This is a genomic window from Nitritalea halalkaliphila LW7, from assembly GCF_000265075.1.
GTDB lineage: Bacteria > Bacteroidota > Bacteroidia > Cytophagales > Cyclobacteriaceae > Nitritalea > Nitritalea halalkaliphila.
In genome coordinates this window covers 91320-108870 of sequence record NZ_AJYA01000001.1, presented here as the reverse complement: position 1 = coordinate 108870, position 17551 = coordinate 91320, and the positions used below count along the sequence as shown (strand labels likewise).

Genomic DNA, 17551 nt, shown 5'->3' with positions numbered 1-17551 from the left:
TACCTGTTCCCTCTACTCTGGATCGGGATGTTCCTTTCCCTACATCCTACCCAAGCTCAAACGCAAACCCAGAAGCCTCCTCTGCACGGCAAGGACTGGATGGCCATCACCGGCAAGCCCCTGGCAGCCACTGCTGGTGCCATGACCTTTCAGCGTGGAGGAAACGCCGTAGATGCTGCCTGTGCCATGCTCGGTGCGGTCTGCACCATGTGGGACATGCTGGGATGGGGAGGCGAGACCCAAGCGCTCATTTACCATCCCGGACTGAAAAAAGTGATCGCCATTAACGCCATGGGGGTCGCTCCTTCGGGTGCCACTGTGGATTTTTTCCAAGAAAAAGGCATGGCCTACCCCCCTGAATTTGGCCCCCTGGCCGCCACCACACCCGGAACTCCTGGAGGTCTGATCGTAATGCTGGCGGAATACGGCACGCTGAGCCTAGAGGAGGTGCTCGCCCCCGCGATGGACATGGCGAAGGGCTACCCCATCGAAGCGCACACGGCTAACATGATCGAGGGCAGAAAAGAGGAGCTGAAAAAATGGCCCTACAGCCGTGCCGTCATGCTGCCCCACCTCGGCGAAGAGCGGGAGGCCCCTTATCCGGGTGAGATTTTCGTGCAAGAGACCCTCTCGTCCACCCTCCAAAAGCTTGTGGATACCGAAAAAGAGGCATTGGCCGCCGGAAAATCGCGTAAAGAGGCCCTCTACGCTGCATTCGACCGCTTCTATAAGGGAGACATCGCCGAAGAAATCGTCCGCAGTGTACAGGAACAAGGTGGGCTCTTCCAGCTGGCCGATCTGGCGACCTACGAGGTGAAAATCGAGGAACCGCTCTCCGTAACTTATAAGGGCATCGAGGTCTATAAAATGCAGGAGTGGACGCAGGGCCCGGTCCTTCTGCAGGCGCTAAATCTGCTCGAGGAGCAGGATCTCCAAGGGATGGGCTATAACTCTGCGCGCTACCTGCACACCCTCTATCAGGCGATGAACATGGCCTTCGCAGACCGCGACTTTTATTATGGTGACCCTGCCTTCGAGCCGAAAAGCCCGATGAAGGGCCTCCTCAGTAAGGCCTACGCGCGGGAGCGAATGGCGAAAATTTCCCCAGTGAACGATCCCCATATCGGGCCTGGTGACCCCTACCCTTTTCAGGGCGAGCAGAACCCTTTTCTGGACCTCTTGAGCGCTCAGGAAGGGAGCGGCCGAGCCGCAAAGTCCCTCGCCGCGGATGAAGGCCTAAGCGAAAAGTATTTGGCCGATTTCCATGCCGGAACCACTACCATCCAAGCGGCCGATAAGGAGGGATGGGTGGTTTCCATTACCCCATCGGGCGGATGGGTGCCTGCCACCATCGCCGGAACTACAGGAATAGGACTGAGCCAGCGCATGCAAAGCTTCGTGCTGGACCGCACGTTGAACCCCTTTAACGTCCTCGAGCCGGGTAAGCGGCCGCGCGTGACGCTCACACCGAGTATGGCACTAAAGGACGGGGAACCCTTCCTTTCTTTTGCCGTACAGGGGGGCGATAGCCAAGACCAAAACTTACTGCAGTTTTTCCTCAACATGGTGGAGTTCGACATGACCGTCCAAGAAGCAGCCGAAGCGGCAAATATGAACAGCTACCAGATGCGCTCTTCTTTCGGAGCGCATGAGCGCAAGCCTGGACGTATGACGCTCCAGCAGGAAACGCCACCCTGGGTGCGGAAGGAACTGCAAGGGATGGGCTACCGACTGGATTTTGTCGAGCGCTCTTCCGGACCGATAAATGCCATCTGGTTTGATCGCAAACATGGCACCCTATGGGGTGGAAGCAGCCACCACGGTGAAGATTATGGGATCGCTTGGTGAGACTCGGGACGAAAAAAAGAAGCCTTATCCTTTGGACTTACGAGACGCATTTGTTAATTTAATGAACTTAAAAATGTTAATTATATAAACACATGCAGCCTCATCATTTAGTCGATTGGTTACAAGAGAAAGAAAAACGCATCGAGGAGAAGATCGATCAGCTAATAGAGCAAAATTTAAATCCTTTTCCTTTCGAGCGTATCAACAAAGGCAAACGTCTGCTACAGTTGATCCACGAATGCCGACAGTATATTCAGCAAGATGAGTTTATCCTGGCGGGAAAAGTTTTACATGCGCTGGAACTGGAAGGGCTAAAAGTGAACGTACCGGAAAGCCCGAAAAACGCTGGCTTCAACCCAAAGCAACCGAGGCCTATCCCCTAAGCGGAGCGCAGGTTTAGGTGCACGAGACAAGCAGTGCAAAGAAATTGGAGGTTTTTGCACTATTTAAATTTAATCTAAATAACTTGTAGATTTCCTTTTTTCCTCGTATGTTTACACTTGGATAAATTTAAGTAGGAAAAGCGGTGGCTCTGTGTGTTTCAGTAGTTTAGCACAGGGTTCGCCGCCTTTTTTAGCTCTCAAAACTACCCGAAATTTCCTTGTACTTTGGGCCGGCTAGGCCCTTCTCCTATGCCTGCACCTTTTATTTTCTCGAGTCAAGTTCTTTTAAAGGCGTCAACTTCATCTTATAAAACGTGAGGTATTCCTGTTCCTCCCCTACATAGTCATCATCACGCAGCCCATAAAATGGCTGGTCTAAGGCTTCGATAGATAAGATGTTTTTTACTTTGGCAGGTACCAGGATTTCATTTGACCAGCCGAGCTCTTCCCGGTACAGGCGCAGCAGGCGCTTTTCCATATCTGGAATCTTATACCAGTTTTCTTTTTTGTTAAGGCCAGCATTTAAGAAGTCATCCTTCTCGATTCCCTCCGAATAGTACACGATAGCTCCCTCCGCTACGGTGAAGAGGTTCAGCACCCGACCGCGGCTCATAAAGTTTCCGCTCACATAGCCGACGCGTGCCTTAGCGCCTGCGAACTGTACATATTTCGCGGGCTCGAAATCCAAGGTCTGCACATGAGCACCCTCCGCTCGAAGGTCGTAAACCCCGATAAGGGATTCCGTGTCCAGACTGAGGTACAGCTGATCCCCCGCTATGCCCATAACCACGCGGGGCGTTTCGTAATACAGCTCTCCCTGATGCTGGCTTTCTGGAAAAAGTCGAAGGTAGGGCCGCATCTGCTGCTTACCCAGATCATAGTATTCCAGCAGCTGATTGCTTTTCCAAAACTCCTCCAGATAAGGGTTTTGTCCCTCGCGGCCGGGATAAAACAGCAGCAGGTCCTCTTTATAGAAATCAAAGCTGCGCGTATGATAAGGCCCATCGCGCATTTGACTCGCAAACTCCATAGGCAGCTTCTCCTGTACTTCCAAGGCCGCATTCAAGATATACATATCACCGAGCAGACCATAGGCGAAAATTTGTCCAGACGGATGAAAACGCATACTCAGCACATAGCGCAGTGCACCTGGCCCTTCTTCGGGTAGCTTACTTGTTTAAGAATCTCCCCCGCTTCATTAAAAAGCACCATTTCATTAGCGCCCATATCGAAAAATGCTCCCTTTCCATTTTTGAAATCAAAGGTACGAGGATTACCAAGGTAAGCCACCTGTATCGAATCGAGGATTTCAAGCTGAAAGTGAAGTGCGGTCTCTTTTGTTTTTTCTTTGGTTTGGCAGGCGCCAAAAAGGAGCAAAGCCAATAAAAACGTGCATGTAAGGTGCTGCATAGGGGCTGAGTGTTCGGCTGGGCGAAACTATCGTCCCAACGTTTGAGTTCGAATTACGTATCTCTAAATATAAACAAAGTTTTTAAACTTAGACCCTACAACCACATGAAAGCATCGCATGCCTTTGTACAGGCACTCGAAAATGAAGGTGTCACCCATATTTTTGCCGTTCCCGGCGAAGAAAATTTGGATCTTCTGGACGCCATCCGCAGTTCTTCCATTACTTTAGTACTCACACGGCATGAACAGGGGGCCGGATTTATGGCGGCTACCTATGGTCGGCTGACCGGTAAAGCGGGAGTCTGTATGGCCACCTTAGGTCCAGGCGCTACCAACTTGGTCACGCCGATCGCTTATGCACAGCTGGGCGCTATGCCCATGTTCGTCATCACAGGCCAAAAGCCCATTAAAAAATCCAAGCAGGCACGCTTCCAGATCATCGATGTCGTGGACATGATGCGCCCGATCACGAAGTTTACGAAGCAAATCGTCAACAGTGCCACTATTCCTTCCCTGGTTCGGGAGTCTTTTCGTCTGGCAGAACAGGAAAAGCCTGGCGTGAGTCATCTGGAGTTTCCTGAGGACATCGCCCAAGAAACGACCGAGCCCACGCTTTACTATAAGGCACCCTATCATAAAACACAACCTGCGCCGGCGGCCATCGAACAGGCCATCGCCCTAATTGAGCAGGCCGAAAAGCCTGTTGTACTCATCGGGGCGGCAGCTAACCGGGCCTGCTCTCCTGAGGTGCTGCGCGAATTTATCGATGCTACGGATATCTACTTCTTTACCACGCAGATGGGCAAAGGGCTTATCGATGAGCGGCACCCCCGCTACTTGGGTACCGCTGCCCTTTCGGATCATGATTTCCTCCATCGTGCCCTTGAGAGCGCAGACCTCGTATTAAGTGTGGGCTATGATGTAGTGGAAAAACCACCCTTTTTCATGAAGCCAGGCGGAAAAAAGGTCATCCACATCAATTATGCCCCCTCGGAGGTGGACCAGGTGTACTTTCCGCAGCTGGATGTCATCGGAGCCATGGATGCCTCACTTCAGGCGATTGCCAAAGGCCTCACCCCGCCATCGTCTTGGGATTTCAGTGTTTTCGAGGAGGCAAAAAAGAAAATTCAAGGCCACCTGTCCAAGTATTTTCAAGATACGCGTTTCCCCATGCTCCCGCAGCGCTTGGTGCACCTTTTGCGCGAAGCGCTAGATGAAAAAGACATCATCACCCTGGATAATGGTGTGTACAAGCTTTGGTTCGCGCGGAACTACACCTGCTACGGTCCGAACACCCTGCTGCTGGATAATGCACTCGCCAGCATGGGAGCGGGCCTGCCTTCCGCCATGGCGGTGAACATGCTGCATCCCGACCGAAAGGTGATCAGTGTCTGCGGGGATGGCGGCTTTATGATGAATTCGCAGGAGCTAGAAACAGCCGTACGCTTGAAGTTAAATCTGACCGTCATCATTCTAAACGACAGCGCTTATGGCATGATCAAGTGGAAGCAGGAGGACATGGGTTTCCCACACTATGGCCTGGATTACCAAAACCCCGATTTCGTCCGCTATGCAGAAAGTTATGGCGCCCGAGGTTACCGGCCGGACTCTGATGAGCAGTTTCAGTCCATCCTATCCCACTGCCTTTCCACAGATGGGGTCCATGTTATCGACCTGCCCGTAGATTACAGCCTTAATCATCCGATTTTAAACCAACTTTTAAAAGAACAGACCCAATCATGAGCACACTCCATGTTTTTAACCCCTATACCCAAGAAAAAATCGACAGCATTCCCCTTCAGGGCCCCGAAGCCTTAGAAGAAATGCTACGCCGTGCTTACGCGCTGAGTTTGGATACTACTCAAGCTCTCCCTCCCCATGCACGCATTCGTCTGCTCGAAAAACTTGCCGCCGCTATGGAGGATCGCGTGGAGGAACTGACCCGCATCGCTGCAGAGGAAGGGGGTAAACCGTATACCGACTCCCGCGTGGAGGTTCTCCGTGCCATTAATGGCGTAAAAACGGCAGCCGCTGAAATCCATCAGCTAAAAGGCGAACAAGTCCCCATGGGCCTCACTGAAGCCTCAGCTGGGCGGATGGCCTTTACTTTTCGGGAGCCTATCGGGGTGGTGGCGGCCATCTCTGCATTTAATCACCCCTTAAATCTGATTGTACATCAGGCCGTAACGGCTTTTGCGGCGGGCTGCCCCGTCATCGTCAAGCCTGCGAATACCACACCGCGCTCCTGCATCACACTGGTGGGCATGATGCACGAGGTCGGCATCCCGAAGGACTGGGTGCAAGTACTTATCAGTGATAATGACACTGCAGAGCGATTAGCTACCGACCGCGCGTGAACTTTTTGACCTTTATCGGCAGTGCGAAGGTGGGCTGGTACTTGAAATCAAAAGTGGCTCCCGGCACACGTGTGGCCTTAGAACATGGAGGTGCTGCCCCCGTACTGGTGGAGGAAGATGCCGCTATCGAAAGCATCATAGGGCCGCTGGCCAAAGGGGGCTTTTATCATGCAGGGCAAGTTTGCGTCTCTGTGCAGCGCGTCTTTGTGCACGCGAGTCAGGCAGAGGCTTTTGCCGAGAAATTGGCCGCCGCAGGAGAAGCCCTTGTGGTGGGAGACCCCTTGGAAAAGGCCACCGAAGTAGGTCCGCTGATTCTGCCCGATGAAGTGGAGCGCGTAGCGCAATGGGTGGAGGAGGCCATCTCTGAAGGAGCCCGCTGCCTTTCGGGAGGTAAAAAAATTGGGAATACCTGCTATGCGCCTACTGTTCTCTACAACCCTTCACCAGAGAGCAAAGTAAGTACAGAGGAGATCTTCGGGCCTGTGATATGTGTCTATCCCTACACCGATCGCGCAGAAGCCATACGGCAAGCCAATGCCCTTCCGTATCATTTTCAGGCCTCCGTTTTTACGCAGCATGTGGACAAGGCATTTTCTGCCGTACGCCAGCTCAACGCGCTGGCTGTCATGGTAAATGACCATACGGCCTTTCGAGTGGACTGGATGCCTTTCGGCGGTCGTGATGCATCGGGAGAGGGAATCGGTGGCATCGCCTACAGCATGCACGAAATGACGCGCCCGAAATTAATGGTCATCAAAAGCCCTGCATTTGAATAATGTAGGCTAAAAACGTACCTTTGTGCGGAAATTTTCGATACCATGAGCAATTTTATTTCGGAACTGAGCTGGAGGGGCATGCTCCAAGATCAGACACCCGACCTCGATAAACATTTGGCCTCCGGCCTTCGCGCTGCTTACCTGGGCTTCGACCCGACGGCGGACTCGTTACACATCGGCCACCTAGTAGGCGTGATGACCCTGATGCACTTTCAGCGTGCTGGGCACAAGCCTTTCGCACTGGTGGGAGGCGCCACGGGCATGATCGGTGACCCGAGCTTCAAGTCCGACGAACGGAAGCTACTGGATGCCGAGACACTTGCACATAATGTAGCCTGCATTCAGGCACAGCTGGGCAAGTTCCTCGATTTTGACAGCGATGCTGCCAACAAGGCGGAGCTGGTGAACAATTACGACTGGATGGCGGATTTCTCCTTTTTGGAGTTCATTCGTGATGTGGGTAAGCACATTACCGTTAACTACATGATGGCCAAAGATTCCGTGAAGCGCCGATTAGAAGAAGGAAACGGTCTTTCCTTTACGGAATTTACCTATCAGCTAATTCAAGGCTACGACTTCCTTCACCTGTACCAGCAGCGTGAGGTAAGCATACAGCTGGGTGGCTCGGACCAGTGGGGAAATATCGTCACTGGGACAGAGTTGATACGCAGAAAAACAGGTGGCCATGCCTTTGCACTTACCGTGCCCCTGATCACGAAAGCAGATGGCAGTAAGTTTGGGAAAACGGAAAGTGGCTCTGTATGGCTGGATCCTGAAAAAACCAGCCCTTATGCTTTCTATCAGTTTTGGCTGAATGTTTCCGATGAAGACGCAGAAAAGTATGTGAAAATATTTACACTACTGGAGCGCGCAGTTATCGAAGCAGCCATCGCGCAGCACCGTGAAGCGCCACATTTGCGGCAGCTCCAGCGCCTACTAGCAGAGGAAATTACCCGTATGGTACATGGTCAGTCGGAGTTAGACATGGCGATCGCTGCCAGTGAAATCCTTTTTGGCAAAAGCTCCACCGAAGATCTGGCCCGACTCGATGAGCGCACCTTTTTACAGGTGTTCGAGGGTGTTCCACAGCTAAACGTACGACATGAAGATGTCAAAGCCTGTGCACATGCCGTAGATCTTTTAGGTGGTTTAGGCGAAGGCGTGATCGCCAAATCGAAAGGCGAGGCCCGTAAACTAATCCAAGGGGGCGGCATTAGCATCAACAAGCACAAAATCGTAGACCCCCAAGCTCCGCTGGACTGGTCAGAAACCTTACAGCTCCTTCAGAACAAGTATCTGCTGGTGCAAAAGGGCAAGAAGAACTACTTTATCTTCTGCATACAAGACTAAAATAGCCTTCCTAGGCGAGTACGAATCGCAAGACCGAGAGCTCTCGGTCTTGCTGTTTTTTGCACAAAAATAGGTCTGCACAAAATTTATTTTTGACCCTTGTTTAATTAAAAGGGTATTGCCTATCTTTAAGGAAATTTCCGAAGTGGCATGAAAAAACCAAGCAAAGAGAAACTCATTTTAGACGCAGCGCTAAAGCTATTCAACCAGAAAGGCTATGAAAAAAGCACCATGCCGATGTCGCTAAAGCCGCTGGTATCAGCAAGGGGCTCACCTATTTCTACTATAAAAATAAGGAAGACCTGTACATGGCCATCACCAAAAAAGCCTTTGAATGCTCTCGAGGCTGAATTCAAGGCCATCGATAAAATGACGGGAAAGAAAGGCTTGGAACTGATCACGGAACTCCTCAATCGTTACATCGATTTCGCAGAAAAAACCGCATGTTTTATGCGGCTATTTTGAATTTTATGGATTTAATGCGATTCTACCAGGATGAAGAGAAGCGTACCGAACACATCAACCCGCTAATTTTACAGAGTGAGCACTTTATCAAGCTGCTCAACTCCCACCATAACTGCGGGAAAATCGGAATCCGCTGGATTTCCTTAGGCATCAAAGACGGCAGTATCCGCCCCGAAGTGCAGCCGGATATTTCCTTCTACGTGATTTGGTCCATGCTTGTGGGCTTTGATAAGCTAACCGGCCCCGTAAGCTATGAGGGCAAAGGCATCAAATTACACATCGACAACTGGCGCCCTGGTTTCATTCGCTTGGTGCAGGATATGCTGAAGGGCACCTTACAGAGTCGTAAGGTGCAAGTGGTGCAGGGCACGCTCTTTTAGGGGAAGCGCACATTAACTGGCGGCGAACTGTGCCTTTAACTTTACAGCAAAGCGCAAGCCGCCTTCCGCCCTATTTTCTATGCTAACTTTCGCTCCAAGCTCCTCAAGCAGTTCATACGAAAGCTTCAGGCCAAGCCCAAAACTTCCCATGGAAATCCCCGCTTTGGACTGAATGGCAGCGATTTCCTCCTCTGAAAGACCAGGTCCTTCGTCTTTTACGGTAATTTGTACGCTTCCCTCTTGCTCATTTGGCTCCGCCAAAACATAAACAGCCTTCCCTTTCGGCGTGAATTTAATCGCATTCGAAATGATGTTTCCGATGATATGCAGCAACTTGGGTTTCGGATAGGCTAATAACAATTCCTTCTCGGGGAAAGTAATCGCTAGCTTGACCTCCCGTGCCTGTGCCTGCACTTGGTAAAGATCGCGTAAACTTTCTAAGACTGTACGCACAGAAGCTAGTGAGGGACGCTCGGTTAGGAGTAACTCTACTTCCTCCTGCTGCTCTTTTAAAAAATAATCTGCAAACTCAGAAAGTTTCTGCGCACTCGTCTGAATAGCACGCATCCCCTGCTGATAATCGCTGATCGGATACTCAGTATCTGTATCGGCATACATTTCAGCTAAGATGGAGAAAGAAGCTAAAGGAGCACGTACATCATGCATCAGTCGCGCTTGATTTTTCGCTAAACGCTGAAATTTCTCCTCCTTCGCCTTCAGGTTTTCTAAAAGCGCAAACTGATTACTAATGATCTTAGCAAAATTTTTTAATACCTGCTTTTGCTCATCCGTGAGATGGAGCCTGTTATCATGCATGACACAAAGTGCCCCTACATGCAAGCCATTTGAAGCTTTTATCGGCACCCCAAAATAGTACTCCAGGTGAGGGAATTCCTGCACATAGAATGCGTTTTTAAAGCGCTCATCATTACTCAGCGACACCACCTCGAAACTTTCATCCTCGAAAACAGTATATTGGCAAACGCTCTCCTCCTTGTCCATCTGAGAGACATCGATGCCATGCGCTGCCACCGTCCACTGGGTCGCAAAATCTAATATATTAATGAAGGAAATCTGTGCCTCGGTAACAAGACTACTCGTACGCGTGATCTCGCGTAAAGAACTAAATTCTTCATGCCAGTTTACTGCTGAGTCCACAACATATTTGGCACGCGCGTAATCCTGTTCGGGAGTTAGCTTCATGATGCAGGTATATTAGGTTACCTGTAAAGATAAAGAATAAGCCCCTCATTTCTTAGGGAAAGGGAACATAAGTTTTCAACTTCATCTCCTTACCTGACAAAAAACCACCTTTCACGTACATTTTAGTGAAAGGTGGTTTTTAATAGACTGCCGCTAAACCTCTTGCATTACACCAAAAGAATTTTACCTGTTCTTCCTCCCGCCTCATAGGCCTTCAGGGCTTCCTGAATTTCATCCAAGGTATAACGTGCCGCTACATCACTACGCAGCGTCCCCTGCATCAGCTGACCGATGACCGCAGTAAAGGCTTTTTCCCGCTCTGCCGTGGAAAGCGCCTGAATCCAAGAGCTTAGCCAGAAGCCTTTCACTGTCAAATTCTTGAAGATCAATAAACCAGAATTTAAAGGAATATTTTCCAAGCTTAGCAGCCCGAAAACCAGCATCGTACCTCCATAGCGCAGACAGCTCAGCGCACGTGCCCCTAAAGTCCCTCCCACTGCATCGAAAACTACGTCGATGCCTTTCGGGTAATCCGCTAAAAGCGCCTTGGGAAGCTTCTCTGTTTCGGTATTGTAGACTTTTTTGGCCCCGAGGGCCAAAAGCGCCTCCTTCTGCTCCTCCCGACGCACCGTACAGAGCACTTCGATACCCTTAGCAGCCGCCAGCTGAATCGCAAATTTCCCGAAGGCCGAAGCACCCGCTGTGATCAGCAAGGTCTGCCCTTCCCGCATCTGCAGGGATTCGATCATCCCGTAGGCCGTCATGGGGTTCACAAAAGCCTGGCAAGCCACCTCATCGGAAAGCTCCTCTGGAACCGGAATAATCGCCTGCTCCGAAAGAGCGATGTATTCCCGCCAAGTGCCCGTAGCTGCGAAAATAACCTTAGTGCCCACCGGAATTTTGCCACCGCTGACCTCTACACGACCCACCGCCTCGAAGCCGGCACTGGAAGGCAGCTCCGGCGTGATGCCATACATGCCACGGATAAACATGATATCGGAAGGATTAATATTTCGGGCAGTAATCCGAATAAGTGCCTCGCCCGCCGCTGGCTCCGGCTTGGGAACATCCTCTACGAAAAGTACCTCCTCTGGCAGCCCTAGCTGCTTAAAACTCACTTGTTTCATGGATAATTGGGTTTAGTTTTTCATGTAATAAACCGAAAGAGAGCACCTGCTACATACCCTGCATATCCCCCCTTTCGCCTGTCTAAAGTAAAGAAAAATACTCGGTATGCATAACATTTTCAGGAAAATCATGCTTTCCTCTTTCTTTTTAGTTATCTTAAACCCAAAATCATACGACTAAGCCAATGGATTTACAAGAATTATTTTCGTTAAGTGGAAAAGTGGCACTCATTACGGGAGCCAGTAAAGGAATCGGCCTGGGAATCGCAGAGGCTTTCGCTGCGGCTGGCGCCAAGGTAATCATCTCGAGCCGCAAGCAGGAAGCCCTCGATCATGAAGCTGCCGCTCTTCGCCAAAAAGGCTATGAGGTGCAGGGCATCGCCTGTAACGTAGGAGATATCGGCTCCCTGCCCAAGCTGATAGAAGGCACCATAGAAAAATATGGGCAGCTGGACATTTTAGTGAATAATGCCGCCTCCAACCCCGTTTTTGGACCTGTGCATGAAACTGACGTAAGCGCCTTCGATAAAATCATGGACGTGAATGTGAAAGCACCCTTTGAGCTGATGAAGCTTGCCTTCCCGTACCTGCGGGCCTCCTCTGGCGCTGCCGTCATCAATGTCTCCTCCGTGGGTGGCCTCTCCCCAGAACCTGGCCTCGGCATCTACTCCGTCTCCAAGGCAGCCCTTATTTCCCTCTCTAAAGTTTTCGCCAAAGAATGGGGCGACCAGAAAATTCGCGTGAATACCATTTGCCCCGGGCTCATTAAAACCAAATTTTCAGAAGCGCTCTGGTCGAATGAAAAAATCATGCAACACATGATGCGCACCTTAGCCATCAAGCGGGCAGGCAGCAGCGAAGAAATCGCCGCCATGGCCCTGTTTTTAGCTACTGACGCATCTGCCTACACCACAGGCGCTGTGTTCACCGCAGATGGCGGATTCACCATTTAACCCCCCTAACCACATGAACCCAAGTAACTTGCAAGCCCTCCTCACAGCCTATTCAGTCTTCTTAGAGGAAGTGGTCTATCCAGAAGAACTCTCGATTATCTATGGGCATTTTAAAGAGCATCTGCCCAAGCTGCAGCGTATGCGGGAGGAGGCACGGCGGCGCGGGCTCTTTAATCCGCACCTTCCCGAAAGTTCCGGAGGTCTCGGCCTACGCCTGAGTGAATTCGCCGAAGTGTCCGCCCTGCTGGGCAAAAGTCCGCTCGGGCACTACCTTTGCAACTGCCAAGCCCCAGATATCGGCAATATGGAACTGCTCCATCTTTTCGGCTCGGAAAGTCAAAAACGCCAATTTCTACACCCACTGGAAAGAGGAGAAATTCGCTCTTGCTTTTCCATGACAGAACCTGAGCATGCCGGCTCTAACCCCGTACACCTGTCCACACGAGCCGTGCGCGATGGTGACAGCTACCGTATTACCGGCCACAAGTGGTTCACGACAGCCGCCGATGGCGCTCACTTTACCATCGTCATGGCGCTGACGAACCCCGAGGCAGAAAATCCATACAGCCGTGCCAGCATGCTGCTAGTCCCACTGGACACCCCCGGATTCGAACTTGTCCGAAACATCCCCATTATGGGCGATACGGGTTCCGACTATTTTTCTCATGCCGAAGTGCGCTTCCATGACTGCCGGGTTCCCGCAGCTTACCTCATCGGCGAGGAAGGTCAGGGCTTTATGCTAGCCCAAGAGCGCCTAGGCCCCGGACGCATTCACCACTGCATGCGCTGGATCGGCATAGCTGAGCGCGCACTGGAAATGATGTGTCGCTATGCGCTAAAACGAGAATTGAACCCCGGTCAACCTCTCGCGCAGCAGCAAAGCATCCAAAACTGGATCGCGGAGTCTGCGGCTCACATTCGTGCTTCCCGCCTGATGGTGCTAGACACCGCACGTCAAATCGAGGAAAAAGGTGCCAAAGAAGCGAAAGAAGCCATCTCCACGATCAAGTTTTTTGTTTCTGACATGCTGATGAACACTTTAGATCGTGCCATTCAGACCCATGGCGCGCTAGGCATCACCGACGACACCTTACTGTCCTTTTGGTACCGGCATGAGCGCGGGGCACGGATATACGATGGACCCGACGAAGTGCATAAAAGTGTTTTAGCCCGAAAACTTCTAAAAAGCTACCGATGAGTGAGAGCCTTTCGAAAGCCCTTCGTCCTGAAATTTTATACCCGATTTTAGCGGAACACTTCGCCTGTAAAACCGATCAGCTCCGTGTAGAGCCCATCGTCGCCGGCTTTTCCAACCTAACCTTCCGTATCTTTCACCCCGATGGCACAGCCATTCTACGCCGTGCTCCACTAGGTTTGAAAGTAGCGAAAGGACACGACATGCTCCGTGAATACCGCTGGCTGGAAGCACTGGCCGCCGCAGGTTTTGGGCTCTCGCCCAAAGTTTACCGTGCCTATGCTGACGAGTCCTTTATCGGCAGTCCGTTCTATCTAATGGAGGACGTTAGTGGACCGATTTTACGGGGTCGCGTACCCCAAAAGTTGGGCTTAGAAGCTGCAGATTTCGCGCGTTTATCCGAGTCCGCCCTACAGACACAGCTGGACCTGCATCGCCTGCCGATTAGCAGTCCTGAGTTAGCAGCCTTTGATAAAGGGGAAGGCTACACGCAGCGCCAAGTGGAAGGCTGGATCGGGCGCTATCAGCAAGCCGCCACCGACGAACTACCCGCCATGGAAGAAGCTGCGGACTATTTGCGCGGAGCGCTACCCAAAAAGGAGCCTGCCTACACCGTGGTGCATAATGATTATAAGTATGACAACTTAGTCCTTCACGAAGACCCAGCCGCAGGCATCCGCTGCATTTTAGACTGGGAAATGGCCAGCATCGGAAATCCGCTAATGGATGTAGGTACTACCCTGGCGTACTGGGCGGAGCCAGATGATGCAGAGATTCTGAAGCAGTTCAACTGCAGCCACTTGCCGGGCAATTTGCGCCGCGCAGAATGGGTAGCGCGCTACGCAGATGCGCAGGGAATCCGAGAGCAGGACCTCAGCTATTATCAGGTCTTCGGGCTCTTTAAGGTGGCGGTAATCGCCCAACAAATTTACAAACGTTACACCCTCGGCTTTTCGGATGATCCCCGCTTCGGTATGCTGATCGAAGTGGTGAAGGCAGCCGCTAGCCGCACACAACCTTTACTACGTACATGAACATAGACATACAAAAAGTTTGCATCCTCGGGGCAGGAACCCTAGGGACCCGCGTGGCACTACAGGCGGCCCTTTCGGGCTTTCAGGTGCGCATCTACGATCTTTCGGAGGAGTTACTGGAACGAAGTAAGCAGACCATGCAGAAGCTACTGGGCGCGCTGCGCAAAGAAGGGCGCTTCACAGAGATAGAAGATGAGGTACTTTGGAGTAGGCTTCTTTTTACAACAGATCCCGCCACCGCGGTGAAGGATGCTGATCTCATTAATGAAAGTGTGACCGAAGATGTCGGCATTAAGCAGGAGGTTTGGAAACGATTTGGGGCACTCGCCCCTGAGAAAACCCTTTTCACTACGAATACCAGTTACCTGCTTCCTTCCATGTTCGCGGAGCATTCTGGGCGGCCGGAGCGCTTCTGTGCGCTGCATTTTCATGATGTTTTTACGGCACGGGTGGTAGATATTATGCCGCATCCGGGAACCGATCCTGGGCTAATAGCTCCTTTAGAGCGCTTCGGAGAGGCTTTAGAGCAGGTGCCTGTTTTGGTGAAAAAAGAAAATTCTGGCTACCTGTTTAATACCATGCTGCTCGCTTTAATCGGTGCCGCGGGTAAGTTGCTGACCAAGGAAGTGGCCAGTGTGGAGGACATAGACAAGTCTTGGATGGTGAATTTTCACATGCCGCAGGGGCCATTTGGTATCTTAGATGCTATCGGGCTGGATACAGCCTATCATGTCACTAAGGCACGGAAGGATACGGCTTCGCAGCAGTTTGCTGCTCTTCTAAAAACGTATGTAGATGCGGGCAAGCTCGGGAAAAAGTCAGGAGAAGGCTTTTACCGCTATAAGTAGCCCCTTCTACACGGTTTTGGCTCCCATACTTGAAGCAAACAGCGCTTTCACCCGATCACTGGGGAGAGCGCTGTTTTTTTTTATCAAATGCCCGCTCATTTCCATATGGTTGTTGCGGCACTTAATCGGCGACGATTCTTAATTTGTAAAAGACATTATAGTCACGCTCTACGGCTGGACTCAGGTTATCGTTAAAGTACAGGATGCCGGAAGCATCGCTGAAATTAAAAGACCCAGACACAGGCACCTCATTTAGGATGCCTACCTGTTCCCCTTCTCGTACGACGATGAAATAGGGTCGGACATACTTTTGCCTCGCTTCCCGAAATTCAGGGCTACGCAGGTAATCTGGCTCCCCGAACTGCGCCTTTAATTCACTCAACAGCCCTTTAGGAACTTGGGTAAAAAACTGAATTATAATGTAAGCACCCGCATATCGGATATCGGAAAACTGTGGATAGTCCGAATCTGCGCTGTCTTCTGGACGGAGGGTGGGTGCATCAGCAGGTCGCTCGGGATGGCTAAGGGCCACCGTCTGCCTCAGTATAGGCGTCTCACCGCTGAAATCGTATAGAAAGAGTTGATTTCCCACTCGAGGCAAGAGCGCGATTTCCTGCTGGGCTGCCCCCCATGCCAGCAGAGGAACGCTTTCTCCTACAAAACGCTTGTTGGCTCTTGGCTCCCAACTCTCCGGATAGGTTTCGAGCAGTTGATTTTCAGCCGTTTCAAGGTTATAGGCATAAATCGTCCTAGCCTGCTCATAGAAGGCTGCGCCCAATTTATTTTTGTCGATCGTGGCAGGGTTAAAAGAATTAGGTTCCTCGCCGACCAAAAAGGCTTGCCCATTTTTATAAAGTGGATGAAAAGTCGTTCTATTTTTGTACAGCGTTAACCCGAATAGCCCCTCTGCATTAAAGGGAATAGACCGTTGTTTTTGGCCGTCCAGGCCAAAAATATGGTAATCGGTGTAGAACCCCTGTGCCACGAAGGCATCCTCTCCTAAAAATCGGTAACCAAAGGCACCATTCGGCCCCACGCTATTCGGACCATCTCCGCCGATGGCATACTCCTGTAGGATGTCGCCATTTTGATCCACCAGCAGGGGCAGGCGGCTTTTATCACCTTTTAAGAGGTAGAGGCCTTTTTCGGGTAGAAAGTCATCCATAAGCAAGGGGGCCAATGTTTCCACACATAGGGAATCGGTCAATTCGAGCTGAAGGATACGGTGCGCGTCCTGCTCGATAGGCGGGCTACAGCTTTCCAGGCTGAGGACCATACCAAGGAGCGCAAGAATAGAAAAGTACGGTTTCTTTTGCATAAAAGAGGTTGGTGTGCGTGTAAGACTGAACTTTAGTGCAGAAGAATGGCTTTTATAGCACAAGCAGTGGAATAAAAAGTGCAGAAAATTCTTTACATGGTGTTTCTGGTAGCGGTTTTCGCTTTCAAAACGGCCAAGACAACCTATTAAACCTTTAAAAAATAACGCATTACAACATGCAGCAGCACATCGCACATATCGCTATCCTCGTCCGTGATTATGACGAGGCCATCGCCTTTTATACGGAAAAACTACATTTTAAACTGCTCGAAGATACGGTGCTTTCTTCTACGAAGCGCTGGGTACTGGTGCAGCCTGTCGGCAAAGGGGGTACGGCAATCCTACTGGCTAAAGCAGCATCTCCTGAGCAGGAAGCGTGCATAGGCAGGCAGACGGGAGGACGGGTTTTTCTCTTTTTATATACTGATAATTTTAAGCGCGACTACCAAAACCTGCTGGACCAAAACATCCGCATCGTGCGTCCACCTAGCTCGGAGGTATATGGAACTGTGGTGGTGTTTGAAGATTTATATGGTAACCTTTGGGACTTGATCGAGCCTATAGAAACGCGCGCTCCTTTTTACTCTACGGGTATTTTAGAAATCTCAAATGGCCAAGAAATCGACCGAGTGTTGCTGGCTTTACAGCAACTGAAAGCGGAAACGCTCCGAGAGCCCGGTTGTATTTCCTTCGATATACAGCAGAGTCTCGAAGATCCGACTAAAATTGTGCTTTGGGAATGCTTTCAGGAGGAGGCTGCCTTTAACACTCACCTACATTCCAAGCATGTTCAAGATTTCCTTCGACAGGGTTTGGTACGTTTCGAGAAAGGGTACACGAGTATGGGAACACTTTAAATGGTTAAAAAAAGGGAATTGACCTAGCCCCAACTAAAAGTAAAAAA

General features: G+C 50.8%; 16 protein-coding genes and 1 pseudogene. 12 read left to right on the top strand and 5 right to left on the bottom strand.

The genetic code is table 11. The annotated features are described in order from the left end of the window. Window positions 1-27: 27 nt before the first annotated feature. Together A3SI_RS00460 and A3SI_RS00455 are read left to right on the top strand one after the other, a co-directional pair. Complete coding sequence (locus A3SI_RS00460) at window positions 28-1848, top strand: gamma-glutamyltransferase family protein (protein WP_238531541.1); 1821 nt, start codon at window positions 28-30, stop codon at window positions 1846-1848. A gap of 92 nt (window positions 1849-1940) precedes the next feature. Continuing rightward, window positions 1941-2231 (top strand): hypothetical protein, encoded by a 291-nt coding sequence (locus A3SI_RS00455; RefSeq protein WP_009053121.1) that lies wholly within the window; start codon window positions 1941-1943, stop codon window positions 2229-2231. 262 nt (window positions 2232-2493) lie between these two features. On the opposite strand, the gene A3SI_RS00450 is transcribed toward A3SI_RS00455, so the two are convergent. Both A3SI_RS00450 and A3SI_RS00445 read right to left on the bottom strand, forming a co-directional pair. Then, window positions 2494-3357 carry a hypothetical protein gene (locus A3SI_RS00450; protein WP_156810094.1) on the bottom strand — a complete coding sequence of 288 codons (864 nt, stop codon included), beginning with the start codon at window positions 3355-3357 and terminating at the stop codon, window positions 2494-2496. 2 nt (window positions 3358-3359) lie between these two features. Then, window positions 3360-3641: a hypothetical protein gene (locus A3SI_RS00445; protein ID WP_156810093.1), complete on the bottom strand. Its 282-nt coding sequence runs from the start codon at window positions 3639-3641 to the stop codon at window positions 3360-3362. Between the two features lie 105 nt (window positions 3642-3746). On the opposite strand from A3SI_RS00445, the gene A3SI_RS00440 reads away from it, so the two are divergent. From A3SI_RS00440 to A3SI_RS21890, 5 genes and pseudogenes are all read left to right on the top strand, one after another. Continuing rightward, window positions 3747-5384, top strand: coding sequence for an acetolactate synthase large subunit (locus tag A3SI_RS00440; RefSeq protein WP_009053120.1), 1638 nt, complete (start codon window positions 3747-3749; stop codon window positions 5382-5384). Continuing rightward, window positions 5381-6774: pseudogene (locus A3SI_RS23055) on the top strand (aldehyde dehydrogenase family protein). The gene A3SI_RS00440 and the pseudogene A3SI_RS23055 overlap by 4 nt, the downstream one beginning before the upstream one ends. Window positions 6775-6816: 42 nt before the next feature. Further along, on the top strand, window positions 6817-8124 hold the full coding sequence (tyrS, locus tag A3SI_RS00430; protein WP_009053117.1) for a tyrosine--tRNA ligase: 1308 nt from the start codon (window positions 6817-6819) through the stop codon (window positions 8122-8124). Between the two features lie 150 nt (window positions 8125-8274). Next, entirely contained in the window at window positions 8275-8589 is a 315-nt protein-coding gene (locus A3SI_RS23460; protein WP_009053116.1) for a TetR family transcriptional regulator, read from the top strand. Then, entirely contained in the window at window positions 8568-8969 is a 402-nt protein-coding gene (locus A3SI_RS21890) for a hypothetical protein (RefSeq protein ID WP_009053115.1), read from the top strand. Before A3SI_RS23460 ends, A3SI_RS21890 begins: the two co-directional genes overlap by 22 nt. 12 nt (window positions 8970-8981) lie before the next feature. Here the strand turns inward: A3SI_RS21890 and A3SI_RS00420 are convergent, their stop codons facing one another. Continuing rightward, window positions 8982-10172 (bottom strand): GAF domain-containing sensor histidine kinase, encoded by a 1191-nt coding sequence (locus A3SI_RS00420; RefSeq protein WP_009053114.1) that lies wholly within the window; start codon window positions 10170-10172, stop codon window positions 8982-8984. A gap of 167 nt (window positions 10173-10339) precedes the next feature. Beyond that, complete coding sequence (locus tag A3SI_RS00415) at window positions 10340-11299, bottom strand: zinc-dependent alcohol dehydrogenase family protein (protein ID WP_009053113.1); 960 nt, start codon at window positions 11297-11299, stop codon at window positions 10340-10342. A 185-nt stretch (window positions 11300-11484) separates the two neighbouring features. On the opposite strand from A3SI_RS00415, the gene A3SI_RS00410 reads away from it, so the two are divergent. The 4 genes from A3SI_RS00410 to A3SI_RS00395 are packed head-to-tail and all read left to right on the top strand — an operon-like array spanning window position 11485 to window position 15329. Continuing rightward, window positions 11485-12252, top strand: a complete 768-nt coding sequence (locus tag A3SI_RS00410) for a glucose 1-dehydrogenase (protein WP_009053112.1) — start codon at window positions 11485-11487, stop codon at window positions 12250-12252. Between the two features lie 13 nt (window positions 12253-12265). Beyond that, window positions 12266-13450, top strand: a complete 1185-nt coding sequence (locus tag A3SI_RS00405) for an acyl-CoA dehydrogenase family protein (RefSeq protein ID WP_009053111.1) — start codon at window positions 12266-12268, stop codon at window positions 13448-13450. Then, window positions 13447-14481: a phosphotransferase family protein gene (locus A3SI_RS00400; protein ID WP_009053110.1), complete on the top strand. Its 1035-nt coding sequence runs from the start codon at window positions 13447-13449 to the stop codon at window positions 14479-14481. The genes A3SI_RS00405 and A3SI_RS00400 overlap by 4 nt, the downstream gene beginning before the upstream one ends. After that, window positions 14478-15329: a 3-hydroxyacyl-CoA dehydrogenase gene (locus A3SI_RS00395; protein WP_009053109.1), complete on the top strand. Its 852-nt coding sequence runs from the start codon at window positions 14478-14480 to the stop codon at window positions 15327-15329. The genes A3SI_RS00400 and A3SI_RS00395 overlap by 4 nt, the downstream gene beginning before the upstream one ends. A gap of 121 nt (window positions 15330-15450) precedes the next feature. On the opposite strand, the gene A3SI_RS00390 is transcribed toward A3SI_RS00395, so the two are convergent. Beyond that, entirely contained in the window at window positions 15451-16647 is a 1197-nt protein-coding gene (locus A3SI_RS00390; RefSeq protein WP_009053108.1) for a hypothetical protein, read from the bottom strand. A 176-nt stretch (window positions 16648-16823) separates the two neighbouring features. On the opposite strand from A3SI_RS00390, the gene A3SI_RS21885 reads away from it, so the two are divergent. Further along, window positions 16824-17504 carry a VOC family protein gene (locus tag A3SI_RS21885; RefSeq protein WP_009053107.1) on the top strand — a complete coding sequence of 227 codons (681 nt, stop codon included), beginning with the start codon at window positions 16824-16826 and terminating at the stop codon, window positions 17502-17504. Window positions 17505-17551: the final 47 nt, after the last annotated feature.